The 19,849-nt window shown below is 56.5% G+C and carries 20 protein-coding genes; 12 read left to right on the forward strand and 8 right to left on the reverse strand.

Going from position 1 to position 19,849, the window contains the following annotated elements:
* Window positions 1-81 precede the first annotated feature (81 nt).
* From FPL19_RS03750 to choV, 3 genes are all read left to right on the forward strand, one after another.
* Entirely contained in the window at window positions 82-1,014 is a 933-nt protein-coding gene (locus tag FPL19_RS03750; RefSeq protein ID WP_150910738.1) for a choline ABC transporter substrate-binding protein, read from the forward strand.
* Window positions 1,015-1,080: 66 nt separating this feature from the next.
* Window positions 1,081-1,911: a choline ABC transporter permease subunit gene (gene choW, locus FPL19_RS03755; protein ID WP_150910740.1), complete on the forward strand. Its 831-nt coding sequence runs from the start codon at window positions 1,081-1,083 to the stop codon at window positions 1,909-1,911.
* Between the two features lie 12 nt (window positions 1,912-1,923).
* Window positions 1,924-3,099 carry a choline ABC transporter ATP-binding protein gene (gene choV / locus FPL19_RS03760; RefSeq protein ID WP_150910742.1) on the forward strand — a complete coding sequence of 392 codons (1,176 nt, stop codon included), beginning with the start codon at window positions 1,924-1,926 and terminating at the stop codon, window positions 3,097-3,099.
* Here choV and FPL19_RS03765 read toward each other — a convergent pair.
* A complete protein-coding gene (locus tag FPL19_RS03765) occupies window positions 3,096-4,016 on the reverse strand; it encodes an AEC family transporter (protein WP_150910744.1) in 921 nt (306 codons plus the stop codon). The genes choV and FPL19_RS03765 overlap by 4 nt on opposite strands.
* 20 nt (window positions 4,017-4,036) lie before the next feature.
* Complete coding sequence (gene wrbA / locus FPL19_RS03770; RefSeq protein ID WP_150910746.1) at window positions 4,037-4,636, reverse strand: NAD(P)H:quinone oxidoreductase; 600 nt, start codon at window positions 4,634-4,636, stop codon at window positions 4,037-4,039.
* 180 nt (window positions 4,637-4,816) lie between these two features.
* Between wrbA and trhA the strand changes: the two genes are divergently transcribed.
* Complete coding sequence (trhA, locus tag FPL19_RS03775) at window positions 4,817-5,470, forward strand: PAQR family membrane homeostasis protein TrhA (protein ID WP_150910748.1); 654 nt, start codon at window positions 4,817-4,819, stop codon at window positions 5,468-5,470.
* Here the strand turns inward: trhA and FPL19_RS03780 are convergent, their stop codons facing one another.
* Window positions 5,471-5,755 (reverse strand): hypothetical protein, encoded by a 285-nt coding sequence (locus tag FPL19_RS03780; protein ID WP_150910749.1) that lies wholly within the window; start codon window positions 5,753-5,755, stop codon window positions 5,471-5,473.
* 151 nt (window positions 5,756-5,906) lie between these two features.
* On the opposite strand from FPL19_RS03780, the gene FPL19_RS03785 reads away from it, so the two are divergent.
* Window positions 5,907-7,499, forward strand: a complete 1,593-nt coding sequence (locus tag FPL19_RS03785) for an MFS transporter (protein ID WP_150910751.1) — start codon at window positions 5,907-5,909, stop codon at window positions 7,497-7,499.
* Between the two features lie 178 nt (window positions 7,500-7,677).
* Window positions 7,678-8,094, forward strand: coding sequence for a globin (locus FPL19_RS03790; RefSeq protein ID WP_150910753.1), 417 nt, complete (start codon window positions 7,678-7,680; stop codon window positions 8,092-8,094).
* Window positions 8,095-8,154: 60 nt separating this feature from the next.
* Here the strand turns inward: FPL19_RS03790 and FPL19_RS03795 are convergent, their stop codons facing one another.
* Window positions 8,155-9,657 carry an MFS transporter gene (locus tag FPL19_RS03795; protein WP_150910755.1) on the reverse strand — a complete coding sequence of 501 codons (1,503 nt, stop codon included), beginning with the start codon at window positions 9,655-9,657 and terminating at the stop codon, window positions 8,155-8,157.
* A gap of 46 nt (window positions 9,658-9,703) precedes the next feature.
* Window positions 9,704-10,165, reverse strand: a complete 462-nt coding sequence (locus tag FPL19_RS03800; RefSeq protein WP_150910757.1) for a universal stress protein — start codon at window positions 10,163-10,165, stop codon at window positions 9,704-9,706.
* Between the two features lie 311 nt (window positions 10,166-10,476).
* Between FPL19_RS03800 and FPL19_RS03805 the strand changes: the two genes are divergently transcribed.
* On the forward strand, window positions 10,477-11,790 hold the full coding sequence (locus tag FPL19_RS03805) for an MFS transporter (RefSeq protein WP_150910759.1): 1,314 nt from the start codon (window positions 10,477-10,479) through the stop codon (window positions 11,788-11,790).
* Between the two features lie 43 nt (window positions 11,791-11,833).
* On the opposite strand, the gene FPL19_RS03810 is transcribed toward FPL19_RS03805, so the two are convergent.
* Window positions 11,834-12,205 carry a SirB2 family protein gene (locus FPL19_RS03810; RefSeq protein ID WP_150910761.1) on the reverse strand — a complete coding sequence of 124 codons (372 nt, stop codon included), beginning with the start codon at window positions 12,203-12,205 and terminating at the stop codon, window positions 11,834-11,836.
* Window positions 12,206-12,333: 128 nt separating this feature from the next.
* Between FPL19_RS03810 and FPL19_RS03815 the strand changes: the two genes are divergently transcribed.
* Window positions 12,334-13,518 (forward strand): NnrS family protein, encoded by a 1,185-nt coding sequence (locus tag FPL19_RS03815; RefSeq protein WP_150910763.1) that lies wholly within the window; start codon window positions 12,334-12,336, stop codon window positions 13,516-13,518.
* A 103-nt stretch (window positions 13,519-13,621) separates the two neighbouring features.
* Window positions 13,622-14,449: an ion transporter gene (locus FPL19_RS03820; RefSeq protein ID WP_150910765.1), complete on the forward strand. Its 828-nt coding sequence runs from the start codon at window positions 13,622-13,624 to the stop codon at window positions 14,447-14,449.
* 1 nt (window position 14,450) lies between these two features.
* On the opposite strand, the gene FPL19_RS03825 is transcribed toward FPL19_RS03820, so the two are convergent.
* Both FPL19_RS03825 and FPL19_RS03830 read right to left on the reverse strand, forming a co-directional pair.
* Window positions 14,451-15,740, reverse strand: coding sequence for a CaiB/BaiF CoA transferase family protein (locus FPL19_RS03825; protein ID WP_150910767.1), 1,290 nt, complete (start codon window positions 15,738-15,740; stop codon window positions 14,451-14,453).
* Between the two features lie 65 nt (window positions 15,741-15,805).
* On the reverse strand, window positions 15,806-16,177 hold the full coding sequence (locus FPL19_RS03830) for a SirB2 family protein (protein ID WP_150910769.1): 372 nt from the start codon (window positions 16,175-16,177) through the stop codon (window positions 15,806-15,808).
* Between the two features lie 167 nt (window positions 16,178-16,344).
* On the opposite strand from FPL19_RS03830, the gene fabA reads away from it, so the two are divergent.
* The 3 genes from fabA to sufB all read left to right on the forward strand — a co-directional run bounded on the left by fabA (window position 16,345) and on the right by sufB (window position 19,830).
* Window positions 16,345-16,854, forward strand: coding sequence for a bifunctional 3-hydroxydecanoyl-ACP dehydratase/trans-2-decenoyl-ACP isomerase (fabA, locus tag FPL19_RS03835; protein WP_150910771.1), 510 nt, complete (start codon window positions 16,345-16,347; stop codon window positions 16,852-16,854).
* A gap of 10 nt (window positions 16,855-16,864) precedes the next feature.
* Complete coding sequence (fabB, locus tag FPL19_RS03840) at window positions 16,865-18,076, forward strand: beta-ketoacyl-ACP synthase I (protein ID WP_150910773.1); 1,212 nt, start codon at window positions 16,865-16,867, stop codon at window positions 18,074-18,076.
* A 305-nt stretch (window positions 18,077-18,381) separates the two neighbouring features.
* Window positions 18,382-19,830, forward strand: coding sequence for a Fe-S cluster assembly protein SufB (sufB, locus tag FPL19_RS03845; RefSeq protein ID WP_150910775.1), 1,449 nt, complete (start codon window positions 18,382-18,384; stop codon window positions 19,828-19,830).
* The last annotated feature ends 19 nt before the right edge of the window (window positions 19,831-19,849 follow it).

Genomic DNA, 19,849 nt, shown 5'->3' on the forward strand with positions numbered 1-19,849 from the left:
CGGCTTTAACCCAAACCCCCGGTAATTGAACCGGGGAGATCAGAAGTACCAAACGATAAAATGAAAAAGAGGAGAAAAACGATGCGATCCATTATCGCTGGTGTGATTTGTATTCTGGCCAGTTCCATGGCCTGGGCAGCAAACCCGAACACCGAGTGTAAAGTGGTCCGGTTTTCCGATGTAGGCTGGACGGACATTACCGCCACCACGGCGCTGACCTCCCAGGTTCTTAGCGGTCTCGGATACGAGCCGGAAACCAAGATCCTGTCGGTACCGGTCACATATCGCTCGATGAAGAACAAGGACATTGACGTGTTCCTGGGTAACTGGATGCCAACCATGAAAGGCGATGTTCAGCCTTACCTGGACGATGGCTCGGTAAAAACTCTGCGGGCCAACCTGGAGGGCGCCAAGTACACCCTCGCCGTGCCTGCCTACGCCTATGAGGCCGGCGTTAAGTCTTTCGCCGACATTGCCAAGCATGCCGACAAGTTCGACGGCCGGATTTACGGCATTGAGCCCGGCAACGATGGCAACCGCCTGATTCAGGAAATGATTGAAAGCGATGCTTTCGGGCTTGGCGATTTCCGTCTGGTGGAATCCAGCGAAGCCGGCATGCTGTCGCAGGTAGGGCGCGCCGTAAAGCGTGACGAGTGGGTTGTGTTCCTCGCGTGGGCACCGCATCCGATGAACGCCAACCATGACCTCGAATATCTGAGTGGCGGTGACGACTACTTCGGGCCGAACTACGGTGGTGCCACTGTCTACACCAACGTGCGCTCGGGCTATCTCGACAACTGCCCGAACCTGAACACCTTCTTCAACAACCTGGAGTTCTCCCTTGCCATGGAAAACGAGGTGATGGGCCTGATCCTCAACGATGGCATGGAGCCCGACGATGCGGCCCGCCAGTGGCTGCAGGCAAATCCGGGCTCACTGGGCAAGTGGCTCGCAGGCGTAAAGACCATTGATGGCAAACCTGCCATGCCTGCCGTGAAGAAAGCCCTGAAGTAATCAGGAATTGAGGCGGAGGCAGTAACGATACTGCCTCCGCTATCTCTCCCAAACCGGATTTCTAGTATGAACTGGATAACTGAGCACAAGCTGCCCTTCGGGGAAGCCATGGAAGACTTCGTGGATTTTCTGGTCGACAATGGCGCCGTGGTTTTCGACGCCATTTCAGATACTCTCGACACGCTTATCCATGGTCTCACCGAAGGGCTTCTTTGGATTCATCCTGCACTTCTTATTGCTGCGTTTACCGCCGCAGCAGCGGCCTGGCATCGCCGTTGGGGCATGCCCATCTTCACCATTATTGCGTTCGGGCTGATCTGGAACCTGGGCTACTGGGAAGACACCATGGCGACCCTGTCCCTGGTGTTATACGCCACCGTTCTCTGTATCACGATAGGCGTGCCCCTTGGCATTGTGGTCGCACACCACCCCTGGTCATTTCGCGTGTTGCAGCCAGTGCTGGATCTGATGCAGACCATTCCCCCTTTCGTGTATCTCATCCCCACACTGACCCTTTTCGGCCTGGGCGTTGTACCCGGGGTGATTTCCACAGTGATCTTTGCCATTGCCGCCCCGATCCGCCTGACCTACCTGGGCATGTCCCAGGTACCGAAAGAACTGCTGGAAGCCGGCAAGGCCTTTGGCTGCACCAAGAACCAGTTGCTGTTCCGCGTGGAATTGCCCGCGGCCATGTCGTCCATTGCGGCCGGCATTACCCAGTGCATCATGCTGTCGCTGTCGATGGTGGTTATCGCCGCACTGGTCGGCGCAGACGGCCTGGGTGTTCCGGTCGTTCGCGCCCTGAACACCGTCGATATTGCCAAAGGTTTCGAGGCAGGATTGGCTATTGTGCTTCTGGCCATCTGGCTCGATCGCTTCTTTAAACAGAGAAAATAACGGCAGGCTGACATGATCGAATTCGAGAATGTAAATGTGGTTTTCGGCAAGCAGCCACAACGAGCGCTGCCGATGATAGAAGAGGGACTGAGCCGGGACGATATCCGTGAAAAGACCGACCTGGTGGTAGGCGTCAATCGGGCCAACCTGAAAGTCGAGCAGGGTGAGATCTTTGTACTGATGGGGTTATCCGGCTCGGGTAAATCCAGCCTGCTGCGCTGCGTCAACGGTCTGAATGAAGTCACCAGTGGTGCTATCCGCATCCAGGACGGAGACCAGCAGATCGATTTCACCAAGGCCTCCGAGGCGGTTCAGCGTGAGCTGCGTACCCGGAAGATTTCCATGGTATTCCAGAATTTCGCCCTGTTTCCCTGGATGACCGTCGCAGAAAACGTAGCTTTCGGGCTGGAGATGCAGGGATTGCCAAAACGGGAGAGGCGGGAGAAAACCCAGCGACAGCTTGATCTGGTCGGGCTTTCCGAATGGGCGAATCATCGCCCTGATGAGCTGTCCGGTGGCATGCGTCAACGAGTGGGACTGGCAAGGGCGTTGGCAACCGATTCGGACATACTGTTGATGGATGAACCCTTCTCGGCTCTGGATCCGTTGATTCGGGAACAACTGCAGGACGAGATGCTTGAGATGCAAAGCTCGTTGAACAAAACCATTCTGTTTGTCAGCCACGATCTTGACGAGGCACTGAAGATTGGCAATAGGATTGCGATCATGAAAGACGGCGAAATCGTCCAGCAGGGCCGCCCGGAGCAGATTGTGCTGGATCCGGCCACGGACTATGTGCGCAATTTCGTAGCCTCGGTCAATCCCCTGAGCGTGCTCCACGTTCGCTCCGTGCTTCAGTCACTGGATACCGTTGAGACCGACGAACGCGGTCGCAAGCTAGTCAGTGTCGCCTACGACATCTGGCTGGAGAATCCCGGCGATGCCGCAGCGGCCGTCGTTTTCCAGCATGAAGACAGTTTCGACACCCAGGTCTGGAATCCGGAACAGCCCATCAGTTCATTGAAAAAGCGCCCGACTCGGGTGCCACCTCGGACATCGCTACGGGAGGCGGTGGAGATCCGCTATGTGACGGGGCACTGTGTGCTGGTCGAAGATAAAAACCAGATTATCGGCTTCGTGGCTGACAAGCAGATCTATCACTCTCTGCTGGGCAAGCACCTGGATTAAGGAAACACCCAGGCCACCATCACCGGAATAAACGCCAGGGCGAACAGGGTACTGAGTAACGTCGTACCCGCCGCCTGGCGAGGTGATGTATCCAGCAACGTTGCGATGACCACCGTATTAGCGGCCATCGGCGTGATCGAGATCAGGAAAATCGCCTGGTGCACGGCTTCGCTGTAGATGCCGAACACATTGGCGTCCAGCCACCAGAGCGCCAGTGCGACCAGTGGCCAGGACACGAACTTTCCGAAGAACGCCAGAGTGGTAAACCGCAGATTACCCGCCAGCCCCCGCATTGACAGAATGCTCATGCCAATAATCATCATACCCAGAATGCTGTAGGCACCGCGCAGGTTGTCGAACAGTGGTACGAACACCTCGGGTATGGAGAAGCCGAACAGGTTCAGCGCTATGCCAGCTATAAACGCGTAGACAGAAGGCAGCCGGGCCACTCGCCCAAGCGCGTCGCCAATGCTGTATCGGCCCCTGGCCGCCAGATAGAAACCCACAGAATTTTCGAACAGCGTCGTGCCCAGCATGCACACGATGTAGAGGGCCAGCCCTTCTTGGCCAAACAGCAGTAGCGCAACAGGGATACCAAAGTAGCCGGTGTTGCCCGTGCCTACAGCCAGGGGAATCAGGTTTGCACTTTCATCGGTAACGGTCCGCTTGGCGATGGCCAGGTGCAGAAGCCCCAGTACGGTACACAGGGTAAACGTCAGTACCGGAAGCAGAATAACGGAAAAGGAAAGAGGCGCCGCCATCACACCGGCGAAAATCACCGATGGTGTGACGATGTAAAGCATGATGCCGGCGATATGCCGACCGCTTGCCTCAAGGTAGCGGCCGGCTGTCCAGCCCAGAAGCACTGTTACATAAAGGGGAAGGAGTTTATAGAACAGTGCCAGGGCTGCGGCCATCGGGGCTCCGGGTCAGGGCTTTAGCCGTGCAGTTTAACCGCCAGCTCGGCCACGTGCTTGCCCTGATAGCGGGCAATGGTCAGTTCTTTTTCACTGGGCTGCCGCGAGCCGTCGCCGCCGGCAATGGTCGATGCGCCATAGGGCGTGCCGCCACTGACTTCGGAAATATCAAAAAACTCGGGAATGCCGTAACCCAGCGGTACAATCACCATGCCGTGGTGGGCCAGGGTTGTCCAGAATGAACTGATGGTATGTTCCTGCCCGCCGCCAGTACCGGTGGAAGTAAAAACGCTTGCAACCTTGCCGTGCAACTTGCCCTGGGCCCAGAGCCCGCCGGTCTGATCCATAAACGTGCGCATCTGGCCTGACATGTTGCCGAAGCGGGTGGGTGTGCCAAAGATAACGGCGTCGTAGTCGGCCAGCTCTTTCGGGTCAGCGACCGGCGCCTTCTGGTCTGCCTTGCCGCCAGCATCCAGGAAAGCCTGGTCCGGCATGGTTTCCGGCACACGCTTCACGATAACCTCGGCGCCGGTTACACCTTTCGCACCCTCGGCCACGGTGTTGGCCATGGTTTCCATATGACCATACATTGAATAGTAAAGTACCAGTACTTTTGCCATCTGAACGTCTCCTTTGACTGTTTCCAATGTGATGAACCAAGCCTAGGTGGTTTCCGGACAAACAGAAAACGGAAGTTTTCCGCCGGTTCGTTCAAATTTTCTGAATCATCAGACGCGACACGAGGTAAATTTACCGCATTGTCATTTGCGTACAACTGTACGCTGAAGTAAGGTGGCGCCATGACTGAAACCCAACACCCCCACCACTACATCGAAGAATGGCTTAACAGTGCCACCCACGGCATTGGCGCGATTCTGAGCATTGTCGGGACCGTTGCCCTGATCATTCTGGCCAGCCAGATGGGCGACATCTGGAAGATTGTCAGCTTTGGTATTTTCGGGGCTTCTCTGGTGCTGCTTTACCTGGCCTCGGCGCTTTATCACGGCGCACGACATCCCGGGCCGAAAGCAGTTTTCAAAACCCTGGACCACTGCGCCATCTTTCTGTTGATCGCGGGCACCTATACTCCCTTCTTGCTGGTGAACATGCGGGATTCTTCCGGCTGGACGCTGCTGGCAATTGTCTGGTCTCTTGCCATCACAGGTGTGGTGCTGAAATTAATCTACAACAACCGTTTCAAGCTCGCCCGGGTCGGCATCTACCTCGCCATGGGGTGGCTGATACTGGTGGCCTCCGGGGACCTGCTAGCCAACCTGAATGAGCAGGCTTTTTACCTTCTGGTTGCTGGCGGCCTGGCTTATACGGTCGGCGTGGCTTTCTACCTCGCCGACCGACTGCCCTACATGCACGCGCTCTGGCACTTGTTCGTAATCAGCGGCAGTGCGCTTCATTTCAGCGCGGTCTGTTACGGCGTACTGCCCTACCCGGCCTGATCAGAACGCCCAGACCGTCGTCATCAGAATGCCCCAGGCCAGCAGCGAAGCAGCCATCACGGTGTAGGTGGCAGATATCACAATCACAACCACATCCTTATCCGTGCGCTGACAAAGGGAGCGCACGGCATACTTTTGATTAGTTAAAGCCGCTGCCTGGGTCAAGGCCGCTGGAAACTCGTGGCTACCTCTACTGCGCCCAATCGGTAGACGCACTACTCCATCGGTTGTATCACCAATATAAATATTTGTTTTAATTGATTTATTTAGAGACGAAAACAGCATCTTAAAAAACCTGAGCAGCCGTCATCGGCGGCTTCAGACCCTTCTTGATATTTGTCATGATTACTTCCTGCCCGGCCTTTGCAGAATAGCTCCATAGTCCGGTCGTCACGGTTGCCGTGGCGTCAGGTTCGCAACGTGAGGAGCAGTTATCATGGCCAAAACCAACGCAGACATCGAAAACTGGGATGTCGAAAGCGAAGAATTCTGGGAGCGGGAGGGCAAACGCATCGCCTCCCGCAACCTGTGGATTTCCATCCCCAGCCTGCTGATGGGCTTTGCGGTCTGGCTGATGTGGGGAATGATCACCACTCAGATGAAGAACCTGGGCTTTCCCTTCAGCATTGAGCAGCTGTTTACCCTTTCTGCAATTGCGGGCCTGTCTGGCGCCACCCTGCGAATCCCGGCCTCATTCATGATCAAGATTGCCGGCGGGCGAAACACGGTGTTCCTGACCACCGCGCTGCTGATGATTCCTGCGGCCGGTACCGGCATCGCCCTTATGAACCCCGAAACACCGTTTATTGTGTTTCAGGCTCTGGCGCTGCTCTCCGGAATCGGTGGCGGTAACTTTGCCTGCTCCATGAGCAACATCAGCACCTTCTACCCGAAAAGCAAACAGGGCTATGGTCTGGGCATGAACGCCGGTCTCGGTAACTTTGGCGTCACTACCATGCAGGTGGTCATCCCACTGGTCATGACCGTGGGCATTTTCGGCGCCCTGGCCGGCGACCCGATGCAATTGCAAAGCCCGAGCGGCACCCTGATTGGCCGCATTGAAGCGGGCACCGACACCTGGATCCAGAACGCCGGGTTTATCTGGTTGGTGTTTCTGATTCCCCTGGCGTTTGCCGGCTGGTTTGGCATGAACAACCTGAAAGTGGTTACCCCGAACCCGGGCAACCCCCTCTCGGCATTCGGCAAGATTCTGGGACTTTATGGCGTAGGCATTCTCGCCTCTATCGCAGGCGTCTGGGCCCTCAGCGTAATGAACATGTGGCTTGCCCTGCCGCTGACCATTGTATTGACTCTGATTCTTTTGCGACTGATCCCGGGCGATATCAAGCCCAACATCCAGGCCCAGTTTGCGATCTTCAGCAACAAGCACACCTGGTCCATGACCGTCCTCTACATCCTCACCTTCGGTTCCTTCATCGGCTTCTCCGCTGCCCTGCCGCTGTCTATCACCGTTATCTTCGGAAATATGATGGAAGTGGCGGCCGATGGCACCGTTAACAGGGTAGTTAACCCGGATGCGCCGAGCGCACTGACCTGGGCCTGGATGGGACCGTTTGTCGGCGCCCTGATTCGCCCCGTGGGCGGCTGGATTTCCGACAAGGTGGGCGGATCCATCGTTACCCAGATCATCTCGGTTGTGATGGTCGCAGCCTCTGTGGCCACAGGCTACGTGATGATGCTGGCGTATAACTCCACCGATCCGAACACCTACTTTGCACCGTTCCTGATCCTGTTCATCATCATGTTTGCGGCCAGTGGTATCGGTAACGGCTCGACCTTCCGCAGCATCGGCTTCATCTTCAACCAGCAGCAGAAAGGCCCGGTTCTGGGCTGGACCTCCGCGGTTGCCGCCTACGGTGCGTTTATCGCCCCCCGGGTGATGGGCCAGGAAATCCAGGCGGGCACTCCGGAAGTCGCCATGTACGGATTCGCCGTGTTCTACGCAGTCTGCCTGGTAGTGAACTGGTGGTTTTACCTGCGCAAAGGCGCCTATATAAAGAACCCGTAAAATCGGGCACCACACCAACAACCGGCCCCAGAGATGAGGCCGGTTTTTTTTGCAGCTGGCGTTTCGAATCCTGATTGTGCACTGACGCCATCAGCATTGGTTTTATGTATGCCAGATGTTAGTTTTATAAGAGTAAGATCTCTGGCTTCTTGCCAGGGTGCCAGCGGGAGGCCCCGACATGTCTTTTGACGACATTTTTGACGAGAGCTTTGATCGTGTCCTGTCGGCCTCGGTCAACGGCACAGATTTCTTCGAAGCGTTCTACCAGCGCTTTCTCCGCGCATCGCCCGAGATCCAGATGCTTTTCCGGGACACGGACATGGCCCGTCAGCGAAGTATGTTAAAGAAATCGTTCTACAGCCTGGTGGCCTTTTACGCCAGCGGCACGGTTGACGATGTCCTCCGCAGAGTTGCCCACTGTCACAGCGCAGAGGCACTCAATATCAAACCTCACCTCTACGACCTCTGGATGGAGTGCCTGATTGACACTGTGCGAGTGTTCGATCCCGAGTACACGGATAATGTGGAGCTTGCCTGGCGTCTTATCCTGAGCCCCGGCATTACGTATATGAAGTTTGGCTACGATCACTTCTGAGCTTGGCCAATAAAAAAGCCCGCAGGGATAACTCCGTGCGGGCTTTTTTATTGGCCAAGCTCAGGTGGTCGCAGCGGCCTGCCGGCGACGCTCTTCCTCTTCGATCTGGAGATCCACAGAAGATACCTGGTATTCGTCGGCAAACCCGGATTCCGGCTCCTTCAGCCACATCATGCACAACAACCAGCTGATAAACGCACCGCCGGCAATGATGTAGAAGAACTGGGTCGAGGTTACGAAGGTGAAGATGGTCAGGTAAACCACCGCACCCACGTTACCGTAGGCACCGGCCATCCCGGAGATCTGCCCGGTGAGACGCCGCTTGATAGAAGGGATGATGCCAAAGGTGGCGCCCTCCGCTCCCTGAACGAAGAACGAGGTGAAGACGGTAATACCCACGGCAATAATCAGCGGCCAGCTGGAGTTCATCAGCGCCATGAGCGCGAAGCCTACCGAGATGCCGAACATATAGCTGAGCATCACAAACCGGCGGTTGCCCATACGGTCTGACACCAGGCCACCCATCGGGCGGGCCACCAGGTTCACGAAAGCAAAAGAGGCAGCGATAAGGCCGGCTGCAGTCGCACTCAGGCTCCAGGTTTCCTCGAAGAACATCGGCAGCATGGATACCACCGCGAGCTCAGCACCGAAGTTGGCGAAGTAGGTGCTGTTCAGAGCTGCGACGCTGTTGAACGGGTACTTGTCGTCCTCCGGCACGCCCTGTTTCAACAGGGGAATATTAACCCGGAGAATCTGGATAATCTGATAGCAGACAATAGCCACAATTACCGCATAACAGATGGCGGCTCCGGTAGCACTCAGGTACCCCATGTTCTCGATGCGCCATACCAGAATGCCCAGAACGCCCACCAGGGGAATGGTCCAGAGGATCAGCTTGATCATATCGCCCCAACTGCTTACTTCCAGAGCCACCGCCTTGCGCGGCTTGCGATGAACGGTGCCGACCGGGCCATCGGTGATCGCAAACCAGTAGTACACGCCATAGGCCGCCATCACGATCGCGCTCTGGGCGATAGCCCAGCGCCAGCCATCCTCACCACCATACATGTGCAGCGCAATGGTCGGCAGGGTAATCGCCGCAGCGGCAGAACCAAAATTGCCCCAGCCGGCATAGAAGCCTTCGGCAAAGCCGATGTCTCTCGGCTTGAACCACATAGCGGTCATATGAATACCCACCACAAAGCTGGCACCGATGGAGCTGAGCACCAGACGGCTGACCAGGAGCTGGGTCATGGTGTTACCGAAGGCAAACACTAGCGCCGGGATGGACATCAGAACCATCAGAACGGAGAACACGCGACGGGGACCAAAGCGGTCCAGAGCCATGCCCACGATGATCCGGGCAGGAATGGTCAATGCCACGTTACAGATGGCAAACAGGCGGAGGTCATCGGCGGTCAGCCAGTCGACGCTCTTGAGCATGCTCGACGCCAGCGGCGCCATGTTGAACCATACATAGAAGGTTATAAAAAATGCGATCCAGGTCAGGTGCAGCGCCCTGACTTCCGGATTCTTGACGTGGAAAACGTCTGCGACTTTCATGTCAGCCTCCCGGGGCTTTCAGATACAGAAATGGTTATGGCCAGACTCAACGGCTGGGCAGAATAAGGAGCGGGCACTGGATGCGACGGGCAAGGAAGGAACTCACGCTGCCGAAGGTCATGTAATCCAGCTCGTCCACGAAGTAAGTCAGTGAGCGGGCAATAAAACCGCCGTCAGGCTCATGGCTGTGGCGGGCGATAACCAGCATGTCCGGATGCACCTTTTTCTCGGCTGCGAACAGCAGCATCTTTCGGGCGTCACCCTCCAGCAGCATGTTTTCGGCCGAGATCTGTTCCCGCTCACACACCTCCATGGCCTCGGCGATGTGCCTTTTCAGATCGTTCAACTCTTCCTGGAACATGTCCTCGTTTACCGAGGTGATGTCGCGGGGGTTTTCGGCAACGGCAACGAGGGTGATGACGGGTTTGAGGTCGCGGAACATGGTGATGGTCTGGGCCAATGCCAGCCTGGCATTCCGCGAGCCATCGTAGGCAATCATGATTTTCATTTTTGGGTTCTCCAAAGGGCGTTTTCAGCGCCCTTTCAAAGGCTATTTCAAGGGGCATCCATTGATATCTGTCAGCATTAGCCCACAGTCCAGTGCCGGCCATAATTGACTTACATCAACACTGATAGCGCGTACCCCACGAGAGAAACCAAAGGCCTATCCCCTGAACCCCGAAACCCCGGATCGCCTACCACCACTGCACCCAGCAGGGGGTACCTCCAATGCCCCGCATCGAAAATCCCTGTTTTTGGTAAGGTTTAAGGCGTGTTTCGAGACGTTATCTTCTGATGAATTTCCGGAGGGAGTGGAGCATGGCCAATAGCCCATCAAAACCCGAACAGTACCGAGCGCTCGGTTTATCCACCTTTGCCTTCACCCTTTGCTTTGCGGTGTGGACGATTTTCTCCATCATCGGCATCCGCATTAGTGCAGATCTGGGACTGTCGGATACCCAGCTTGGACTGCTGATGGCCACACCGATTCTGACGGGCTCCATCAGCCGGCTGTTTCTCGGCATCTGGACGGATCGTTACGGCGGTCGCTGGGTGTTCGGCATACTGATGCTGACCACCGCCGCCTGCGTTTATCTGCTCACCTTTGCCACCAGCTACCCGATGCTACTAATCGGTGCGCTGGGCGTCGGCCTGGCCGGAGGATCGTTCATCGTGGGCGTAACCTACACAGCGGCCTGGTTTGAACAGGAACGGCAGGGTACCGCGCTGGGCATTTTTGGCGCGGGCAATGTGGGTGCGGCAGTGACCAACTTCGGCGCGCCCTTCCTGCTTGTGGCACTGGGCTGGCAGGGGACCGCGCAGGTCTACGCCACCGTGTTGGCCATCGTGGGCGTGCTTTTTATTATCTTTGCAAAGGAAGACCCCCTGGCGAAGGAACGCGCCAGCAAGCAGTCCCAGTCGTTCATGCAGCAGATGGCCCCATTGAAAGAGCTGCGGGTGTGGCGGTTCGCCCTCTATTACTTCTTCGTATTCGGCGCGTTTGTTGCCTTGGCATTGTGGCTTCCCCATTACCTGATCGGCGTTTACGGGCTGGACATCAAAACAGCTGGCATGATCGCGGCGCTCTACACCATCCCCGCTTCCCTGTTCCGCATTCTCGGGGGCTGGATGTCTGATCGTTATGGCGCCCGGCGGGTCATGTACTGGACTTTCATTGCCTCCGTGATCTGCACTTTCCTGCTCAGCTATCCGCCAACGGAATACGTGGTCCACGGCATTGATGGCGACATCCGCTTTTTCCTGGAGGTGAGCCTGGTTCCTTTTGTGGTTCTGACCTTTATCCTTGGCTTTTTCATGTCACTGGGTAAAGCGGCCGTGTTCAAGCATATACCGGTGTACTACCCCACCCATGTGGGCGCGGTCGGGGGCGTGGTCGGGATGATTGGTGGCTTCGGGGGATTCCTTCTGCCATTGATGTTCGGTGCGCTGAATGACATCACCGGTATCTGGCAGAGCAGCTTTATGCTGATGTTCGTGATCGTGGCAGCGGCACTGGCCTGGATGCACTACGCCATTCGCACAGCGGAAAGGGTGGAGTGGGCAGCCCAGGAAGCCAAAACCGACTTGCCGGAACTGGCCTCCCCAAATCTGTTCTACCCGTTGAGAAAATAGGCAGGCCCGGGACCCCACAGGTCATCACTGGCGGGGTCCCGGTTCAGAAGGGTTTGGCGGTCGCCAGATGGAATATCGCTGTAATCTGCACCAGTGCCAACGCCGCTGCAATCAGGCGAACAGTGAAACTGGCATTTTCCTTGAGCGCAAACACTCCGGCGGCGATGTAACCCAGCAGGAGGACTATTTTGGCCATGAGCCAGCCATGGGCGAACGGCGACCAGGGCGTCACAAACAGCAGGCCGACGGCCGCTACCAGCAAAATCGTATCGTTCACGTGGGGCACCCAGCGCACCGGCATTCTACGCCACTCGGGCTTACCCACCAGGTCCAGCAGCAGGCGCAGCGCAAACATCACCACGGTGAGGTAGGCGGCAGTCATGTGAATATTCTTGAGAATCAGATAGCTGCTCATAGAGTAAACCTTTGGAACTTGGATCTGTGTCGGCATTGTAGGCAAAACTACCGCCTGATGGGTATGTTTCGAGCATATACATTCATTTAATATGACTTTTATATTCAGGCAGTCAATGGAGTTTCATCATGCAGTCCATCCCCACCTCTGGAACGCCGGGGGCCATGAGTGTCGGTCAGCTTTTCGCCTATCCGTTTCGCATTTTTTTCATCGCACTGACCCTGCTTGCCATCCTTGCAATCCCGGCCTGGATACTTCAAGTCAGCGGAGCCATCCAATTGCCACTGGCCCTGCCCGGCCTGTTCTGGCACCAGCACGAAATGCTGTTCGGTTTCCTGTCTGCCGCCATCGCCGGTTTCCTGCTGACTGCGGTCTGCGTGTGGACCCAGACTGAAAGAACTCATGGATTGCCGCTGGTTCTGCTGTTTGGTGTCTGGTTGGCCGGGCGCCTGTTACTGGCTTTCGGTGCAGGCCTGCCGGACTGGATGATTCATGGGGTCAACCTGGCCTTCCTGCCACTGGTCATGCTGGATGCTGGCCGGCGCATATGGAAGGCGAGGCAGAAACGGCAACTGATGATTCTGCTGGTGCTGGGGTTATTCTGGCTGATGCAGGTTGGCTTCGTCACGAGGCTGGCCCCGGCCTTCAGTTACGGCGCCCTGATTATGGCCATGGCGCTGATCAGTATCATTGGCGGCCGCATCACCCCGGCTTTTTCTGCGGGCTGGCTTCGTCAGCGCGGGCTGGATGCCACGAAGGTCCGGATGGTTCCGGCTCTGGACATGGCGGCGCTGTTCACAATAATCCTGCTTATGATTTCCCTGGTGACCGGCTGGCCGATCCTGACCGCCATACTGGCATTGATTGCCGCCGGGCTGATGCTTGTCCGTCTGGCCGGATGGAAAGGCTGGCTTTTTCGCAAGGAGCCTCTGCTATGGATGCTGCACCTGTCCATTCTCTGGGTTCCCGTGTCGCTAACGCTGCTCGCCGGCAGCATTCTGGCGGACTGGCCCGCCAGCGCCTGGACCCACGCGGCCGGCACCGGCGCGGTCGGCTGCCTGATCCTGGGCGTCATCGCCCGGGTATCCCTGGGCCATGCGGGCCATCCGCTGGTACTGCCCCGGGGTATGGTGGCCGCCTTTATCATCATTCACCTGGCGGCGCTGGTGAGAGTGGCCACAGCCTTCGGTTCCCTGCCCTGGCAGGCCGGGGTGGGCATTAGCTCGCTGCTGTGGATGCTCGCATTCGGTATTTTTCTGGCCCGCTACGGGCGAATACTGGTATCGCCAAGGGCGGACGGAAAGCCGGGCTGATAGCCCTGCGACGTTCCTGCTATCCAATCCGTCCCACTCCCTTTAAAATCCGGGCTCCCTGACAACGATTGATCGTTATCGATTACCACGGAGCCCATTCCCCATGTCGCCCCAACCGCGCACCCTAAGCCGATTCGCGCAACTGCGCCGTATTGAATCCAGCCGGCTGTTCCAGACGGTGGTGATTGGCATTATCATCCTGTCCGCCCTGACCATCGGCGCCAAAACCTACGATCTGCCCCCTCTGCTGGAAAGCTCGCTCACGGTCATGGATAACGCCATCACCGTGTTTTTCCTGATCGAAATCCTGTTCCGCTTTGCCGCCTGCCAGGACAAAAAGCGCTTTCTGATGGACGGGTGGAACCTGTTCGACACGCTGGTCGTTATCGGCAGCCTGGTGCCGCTGGACAACTCCGACGCAGTTCTGCTGGGCAGGCTTCTGAGAGTATTCCGGGTATTGCGGCTGGTCTCTGTGGTGCCGGAGCTGCGCTTTCTGATCAACTCGCTACTCAAAGCCATCCCGCGCATGGGCTACATCGCCCTGCTGATGTTCATTATTTTCTACATCTACGCGGCCATGGGCTCTCTGTTCTTTGCCAGCGTTGACGAGGAACTCTGGGGCGATGTGGCCATTGCCATGCTGACCCTGTTCCGGGTGGCAACGTTTGAAGACTGGACGGATGTGATGTACGCCACCATGGACCAATACCCACTGAGCTGGGTGTACTACATAACCTTCATTTTTCTTACAGCGTTCGTCTTCCTGAATATGATGATTGGCGCCATTCTTGAGGTCATGGGCGAAGAGAAAAACGCCAGAGAAGCACAGACAGCACACGACGAGCGGGACGAGATTTTCAAACAGCTTCAGTCAGTTCAACTCAAGCTGGATCAACTGACCGAAAAAATGGGGGACTCCAAGGGTGACTAGTTCAGTCGCTCTCGACAATGATTTTTGAAATCATCAAACGTTCAATGGCGTCGTTATCCATTCCAAGATCGTTCTGCAACAGAACCCTGGTGTTTGCGCCTAACTTGGGCGGTGCAGATCGATAGGTTGCCGGCGTTGCACTGAACTTGACCGGATACGCGACGGTCGGGATGTCCTGATCGTCCGACCTTTTCATCCGGACAACCATATCGCGAGCAATCACCTGAGGGTCATCGAACACATCAGGAATAGTGTTTATCGGGCCACAAGGAACACTGGCTATCTCCAGCAGACTGATAATGCGATCGCGAGAGTAATGAGCCAGCCGTTTTTCCAGGATGCCTTCAAGTAAGATTCGATTTTCCACTCGATCGGCGTTTGTCAGAAATCTGGAATCCTCGGATACAGATTTCAGCTCGAGCACAGAACAAAGGGACTGGAACTGCCGATTATTGCCGCAAGCAATGATTACATGGCCATCACGCACCGGATACGCTCGATAAGGCACCAGATTCGGGTGAGTATTGCCCATGGGCTTTGGCTTACGCTTGCCGACCAACCAGTTGGCGCCCTGGTTTGCCAGCATCGCCACCTGACTGTCGAACAACGAGCAATCAATGTGTTGCCCCTCGCCGGTCTGCTCTCGACTGGAAATAGCGGCAAGAATCGAAGTGGCCGCGTACATCCCGGTGAACTCGTCGGCGATGGCAACGCCGGTTTTCAACGGTTCGGCAGATTGCGTATCAGTCTCTGGCTGACCGGTAATACTCATTACCCCGCCCATGCCCTGAATCAGGAAATCATAGCCAGCGCGATCAGCGTAGGGCCCCGTCTGACCAAAACCGGTGATTGAACAATAAACGAGTCGAGGGTTAATTGCGTGAAGGCTATCGTAATCCAGGCCGTACTTTTTCAGCCCGCCGACCTTGAAATTTTCCACCAGGATGTCTGCGGAACAAGCCAGTTTGCGGATCAACTCTGCTCCCTCAGGCTTCGAAAAATCGATGCAGACAGACTCTTTATTGCGATTGCAGCATGTGAAGTAGGCGGCATCCGAGCTTTCGCGACTGTCATCAGTGCCGTCTGAAGTATCCCGGGTCAAAAACGGTGGCCCCCAGCGGCGCGTATCGTCACCGTTGAGGCTCTCAACTTTGATGACCCTTGCGCCGAGATCTGCGAGAACTTGCGTCGCCCAGGGACCTGCAAGGATCCGGCTCAAGTCGAGGACCGTTAAATGGCTCAAAGGCCCGGCCGGTATTTCTCTTGATTCATTAGGGACTTGTGAAGTCATGAAAAGCCCTCTCGATCACACTGAAATGAGAAAATACCCAGGACTGGCCGACAGCATTGACTCAATCAGAAGGGCTTTGCCACCGCCAGGTGAACAATCGCCAGCACCTGCACCAGAGCCAGAACCGCAGCAACCACACGAATCGGGGTACGGCGGGTATCTTTCAGTGCCACCGCGCCTGCTCCAATGTAGCCAATCAGAAGAAACAGCTTGGCGGTTACCCAGCCGTGCACAAACACCATCCAGGGCGAAACGAACAGCAGGCCGATGGCAGTGGCTATCAGCACGGTGTTGTTGGCGTGGGGAATCCAGCGCAGCGGGGTCGTGCGCCAGTTGGGCTTGCCAATCGCATCCAGCAGCAGACAGAGCACAAACAGCCCGATCGTCAGATACGCGGTTGTCATGTGAATGCTCTTTAATACCAGATAACCACTCATAAACTCACCTGCCTTTAGCTGGGAAAAAGGCATTGTACGCAAAAAAACGGCCTCTGCGACTAGAATTCCTCTGGGTCCGGGGGCAGACTGCAACCAATGGTCAATAGCCTTCCGCGCAATAAACGCTACAGTGGAAGAAATAACCTCGTAACAGGGAATACGGCAATATGACCCCAGATCACTTTGATAAGGCCGATCTACAGGCCTGTGGTCAAGGCACACTCTTTCCGGGAAAGATGCGCCTGCCCGTCGATGAGATGCTGATGATGGATCGTGTTACTCACATCAGCGACGACGACGGCGCTTATGGCAAGGGCAGCATCGTGGCAGAGCTGGATATCAATCCGGACCTGTGGTTTTTCAAAGTGCATTTCGTGGATGACCCTGTAATGCCGGGTTGTCTGGGGCTGGATGCGATGTGGCAGCTGGTAGGTTTTTTCCTGGCCGCGACCGGCGGCGAAGGCAAAGGCCGCGCTCTGGGTTGCGGGGAAGTGAAGTTTTCCGGCCAGGTACTGCCGACCGCGAAACTGGTGCGCTACCGTCTGGATATCAAACGGGTCATCCGGCGCAAGCTGACCATGGCGATTGCCGATGCCAGCATGGAAGTGGACGGCCGCGAGATTTACACCGCCCGAGACCTGAAAGTGGGCATGTTTACTTCTACCGATGATTTTTAGGAGCGATTAAATGCGTCGTGTTGTCGTTACTGGCATGGGCATTGTGTCCAGCCTCGGAACCAACCAGAAAGAAGTAACCCATTCACTGAAAGAATCCAGATCCGGCATCGGCCTGAGCCAGGATGCCATTGATAACGGTCTTCGCAGCCACATCTGCGGCCAGATCAATCTGGACCTGCCGTCACTGATCGACCGCAAGCTGATGCGCTTCATGTGTCCGGCTTCGGCCTACTGCTATCTGGCCATGCAGGAAGCCATTGAGCAGGCCGGATTGACGGATGAACAGATCAAGGCCGACTCCACCGGCGTAATTACTGGTGCCGGCGGCGCATCGACTGTAGAGCTGATGGACGCGATCGACACCCACCGTGAACGCGGCATCCGTCGGGTTGGCCCCTATCGGGTGCCCCGCACCATGGGCAGCTCGATTAACGCGAATCTGTCCACAGCCTACGGTATCAGGGGCGTGAACTACGGCATTACTTCGGCCTGTGCCACCAGCGCACACTCTATTGGCCACGCGGCTGATCTGATTGCCCTTGGTCGCCAGGACGTGATGTTCGCTGGCGGTGGCGAAGATATTCACTGGACCCTGAGCCTGATGTTCGATGGCATGGGCGCGCTGTCGACCAAATACAACGATACCCCGGAACTGGCATCGCGCACCTACGATGCCGGCCGCGACGGCTTCGTGATTTCCGGTGGCGGCGGGATTGTGGTTCTTGAAGCCCTGGAGCACGCAGAAGCGCGCGGCGCGAACATTCTGGCCGAGCTGGTGGGCTTTGGCGCTACCTCCGACGGCGCCGACATGGTTGCCCCAAGCGGCGAAGGCGCTGTTCGCTGCATGCAGCAAGCGATGAAAGGACTGGATGAAGATATCAGCTACATCAACACCCACGGCACCAGCACACCTGCTGGCGACGTCACCGAACTGAAGGCCCTGAAAACCACCTTCGGCGACCGCATTCCTCCGCTGAGCTCTACCAAGCCACTGTGTGGACACGCCCTGGGGGCGGCCGGCGTTCATGAAGCGATCTACAGCATCATCATGCAGCGGGAAAACTTCATTGCACCGTCGGCCAACATTCAGAACCTGGACGAAGGCGCCGAAGGCTACCCCATTGTCAGGGAGCGTCAGGACAACGTGAATCTGCCCCTGGTGATGAGCAACAGCTTCGGCTTCGGCGGCACCAACGGCTCACTGGTCTTCCGCAAGACCTGATCAGCCCTCGCCTACTCCCGAAATAACTGTCAGTAGCCACTCCCCAAGGCTACTGACAGTCTTCCCTGTTTTAGTCACCCGACCCGGCGATGCGGTATAATCTGTCGCGGTCAGATTTAATACCTGACTATTTTACTCTGGTATTGTATAATCTCCCACCAGAAGAACGGAGTTCGCATACAACTTCAGTTTTTTACAGTCTGCGAGCAAAACCGTCATCCAATAAGCGCTTGTGGGGCGTACTCCTTACAAACGCAGAAACACCAGGGCCTAGCGCCCACGATGAGAGATACGGAGCGACGATCATGGCGACCACCGATAAAGAGGTAAGCGAGCTGGTCAAACGGGAATACGAACACGGTTTCGTGACTGATATAGAGTCCGACACCTTCGAACCCGGTTTGAACGAAGAGATAATCGCACGCCTTTCCGGCATCAAAAATGAACCGGAGTGGATGCTGGAGTGGCGTTTGAAAGCCTATCGTCGCTGGCTGGAGATGGAAGAGCCGGACTGGGCCCATGTCGGCTATCCGAAAGTCGACTACAACTCGATTTCCTATTATTCCGCGCCCAAACGCCCGGAAGATATGCCCCAAAGCCTGGATGAAGTGGATCCGGAGCTGCTGCGCACCTATGAAAAACTGGGCATTCCCCTGCACGAGCGCGAAAAACTCGCCGGCGTGGCGGTAGACGCCGTGTTTGACTCGGTTTCAGTGGCAACCACCTTCAAAGAGCCGCTGGCCAAAGCCGGCGTGATCTTCTGCTCAATTTCCGAGGCCATTCAGGACTATCCTGAGCTGGTAAAAAAGTATCTCGGTTCTGTGGTGCCCGCTGGCGACAACTTCTTTGCCGGCCTGAACTCGGCAGTTTTCTCCGACGGCACCTTCGTGTATGTGCCTAAAGGCGTGCGCTGCCCCATGGAGCTGTCCACCTATTTCCGCATCAACGCGGCCAACACCGGACAGTTCGAGCGCACCCTGATCATCGCCGAAGACAGCAGTTATGTGAGCTACCTGGAAGGCTGCACCGCTCCCATGCGTGATGAGAACCAGCTTCACGCCGCGGTAGTTGAGCTGGTGGCATTGGATGATGCCCAGATCAAGTACTCCACGGTGCAGAACTGGTATCCGGGCGACGAAAACGGCAAGGGCGGTATTTTCAACTTCGTGACCAAGCGTGGCGCCGCCATTGGCAAGAACTCCAAGATATCCTGGACCCAGGTCGAGACCGGCTCCGCCGTGACCTGGAAATACCCCAGCTGCATTCTGCGGGGCGACAACAGCGTTGGCGAGTTCTACTCCGTGGCACTGACCAACAACTACCAGCAGGCGGATACCGGCACCAAGATGATTCACCTGGGCAAGAACACGTCCAGCACCATCATTTCCAAGGGCATTTCCGCCGGCAAGAGTTCCAATGCCTATCGCGGGCTGGTGAAGTTCGGCCCCGGTGCGGAGGGTGCGCGCAACTTTACCCAGTGCGATTCGCTGTTGATCGGCGACCGCTGCGGGGCGCACACCTTCCCCTATATCGAGAGCAAGAATAAATCGGCCATCGTTGAGCACGAAGCCACCACCTCCAAGGTCAGCGACGAGCAGATGTTCCTCTGCCGGCAGCGCGGTATCGACCCGGAGCAGGCGGTTTCCATGATCGTCAACGGCTTCTGCAAGGAAGTGTTCAAGGAACTGCCCATGGAGTTCGCCGTTGAGGCAGGCAAGCTGCTTGAGGTGAGCCTGGAAGGTTCGGTCGGTTAAATACAGAATTTCAGATGAA

It is taken from the genome of Marinobacter halotolerans (genome assembly GCF_008795985.1).
GTDB lineage: Bacteria > Pseudomonadota > Gammaproteobacteria > Pseudomonadales > Oleiphilaceae > Marinobacter > Marinobacter halotolerans.

Bases quoted from the DNA above. Each gene is read 5' to 3' on its own strand.
- FPL19_RS03750 (WP_150910738.1), top strand. From the start codon at position 82: ATGCGATCCATTATCGCTGGTGTGATTTGTATTCTGGCCAGTTCCATG.
- choW (WP_150910740.1), top strand. From the start codon at position 1,081: ATGAACTGGATAACTGAGCACAAGCTGCCCTTCGGGGAAGCCATGGAA.
- choV (WP_150910742.1), top strand. From the start codon at position 1,924: ATGATCGAATTCGAGAATGTAAATGTGGTTTTCGGCAAGCAGCCACAA.
- FPL19_RS03765 (WP_150910744.1), bottom strand. From the start codon at position 4,016: ATGGCCGCAGCCCTGGCACTGTTCTATAAACTCCTTCCCCTTTATGTA.
- wrbA (WP_150910746.1), bottom strand. From the start codon at position 4,636: ATGGCAAAAGTACTGGTACTTTACTATTCAATGTATGGTCATATGGAA.
- trhA (WP_150910748.1), top strand. From the start codon at position 4,817: ATGACTGAAACCCAACACCCCCACCACTACATCGAAGAATGGCTTAAC.
- FPL19_RS03780 (WP_150910749.1), bottom strand. From the start codon at position 5,755: ATGCTGTTTTCGTCTCTAAATAAATCAATTAAAACAAATATTTATATT.
- FPL19_RS03785 (WP_150910751.1), top strand. From the start codon at position 5,907: ATGGCCAAAACCAACGCAGACATCGAAAACTGGGATGTCGAAAGCGAA.
- FPL19_RS03790 (WP_150910753.1), top strand. From the start codon at position 7,678: ATGTCTTTTGACGACATTTTTGACGAGAGCTTTGATCGTGTCCTGTCG.
- FPL19_RS03795 (WP_150910755.1), bottom strand. From the start codon at position 9,657: ATGAAAGTCGCAGACGTTTTCCACGTCAAGAATCCGGAAGTCAGGGCG.
- FPL19_RS03800 (WP_150910757.1), bottom strand. From the start codon at position 10,165: ATGAAAATCATGATTGCCTACGATGGCTCGCGGAATGCCAGGCTGGCA.
- FPL19_RS03805 (WP_150910759.1), top strand. From the start codon at position 10,477: ATGGCCAATAGCCCATCAAAACCCGAACAGTACCGAGCGCTCGGTTTA.
- FPL19_RS03810 (WP_150910761.1), bottom strand. From the start codon at position 12,205: ATGAGCAGCTATCTGATTCTCAAGAATATTCACATGACTGCCGCCTAC.
- FPL19_RS03815 (WP_150910763.1), top strand. From the start codon at position 12,334: ATGCAGTCCATCCCCACCTCTGGAACGCCGGGGGCCATGAGTGTCGGT.
- FPL19_RS03820 (WP_150910765.1), top strand. From the start codon at position 13,622: ATGTCGCCCCAACCGCGCACCCTAAGCCGATTCGCGCAACTGCGCCGT.
- FPL19_RS03825 (WP_150910767.1), bottom strand. From the start codon at position 15,740: ATGACTTCACAAGTCCCTAATGAATCAAGAGAAATACCGGCCGGGCCT.
- FPL19_RS03830 (WP_150910769.1), bottom strand. From the start codon at position 16,177: ATGAGTGGTTATCTGGTATTAAAGAGCATTCACATGACAACCGCGTAT.
- fabA (WP_150910771.1), top strand. From the start codon at position 16,345: ATGACCCCAGATCACTTTGATAAGGCCGATCTACAGGCCTGTGGTCAA.
- fabB (WP_150910773.1), top strand. From the start codon at position 16,865: ATGCGTCGTGTTGTCGTTACTGGCATGGGCATTGTGTCCAGCCTCGGA.
- sufB (WP_150910775.1), top strand. From the start codon at position 18,382: ATGGCGACCACCGATAAAGAGGTAAGCGAGCTGGTCAAACGGGAATAC.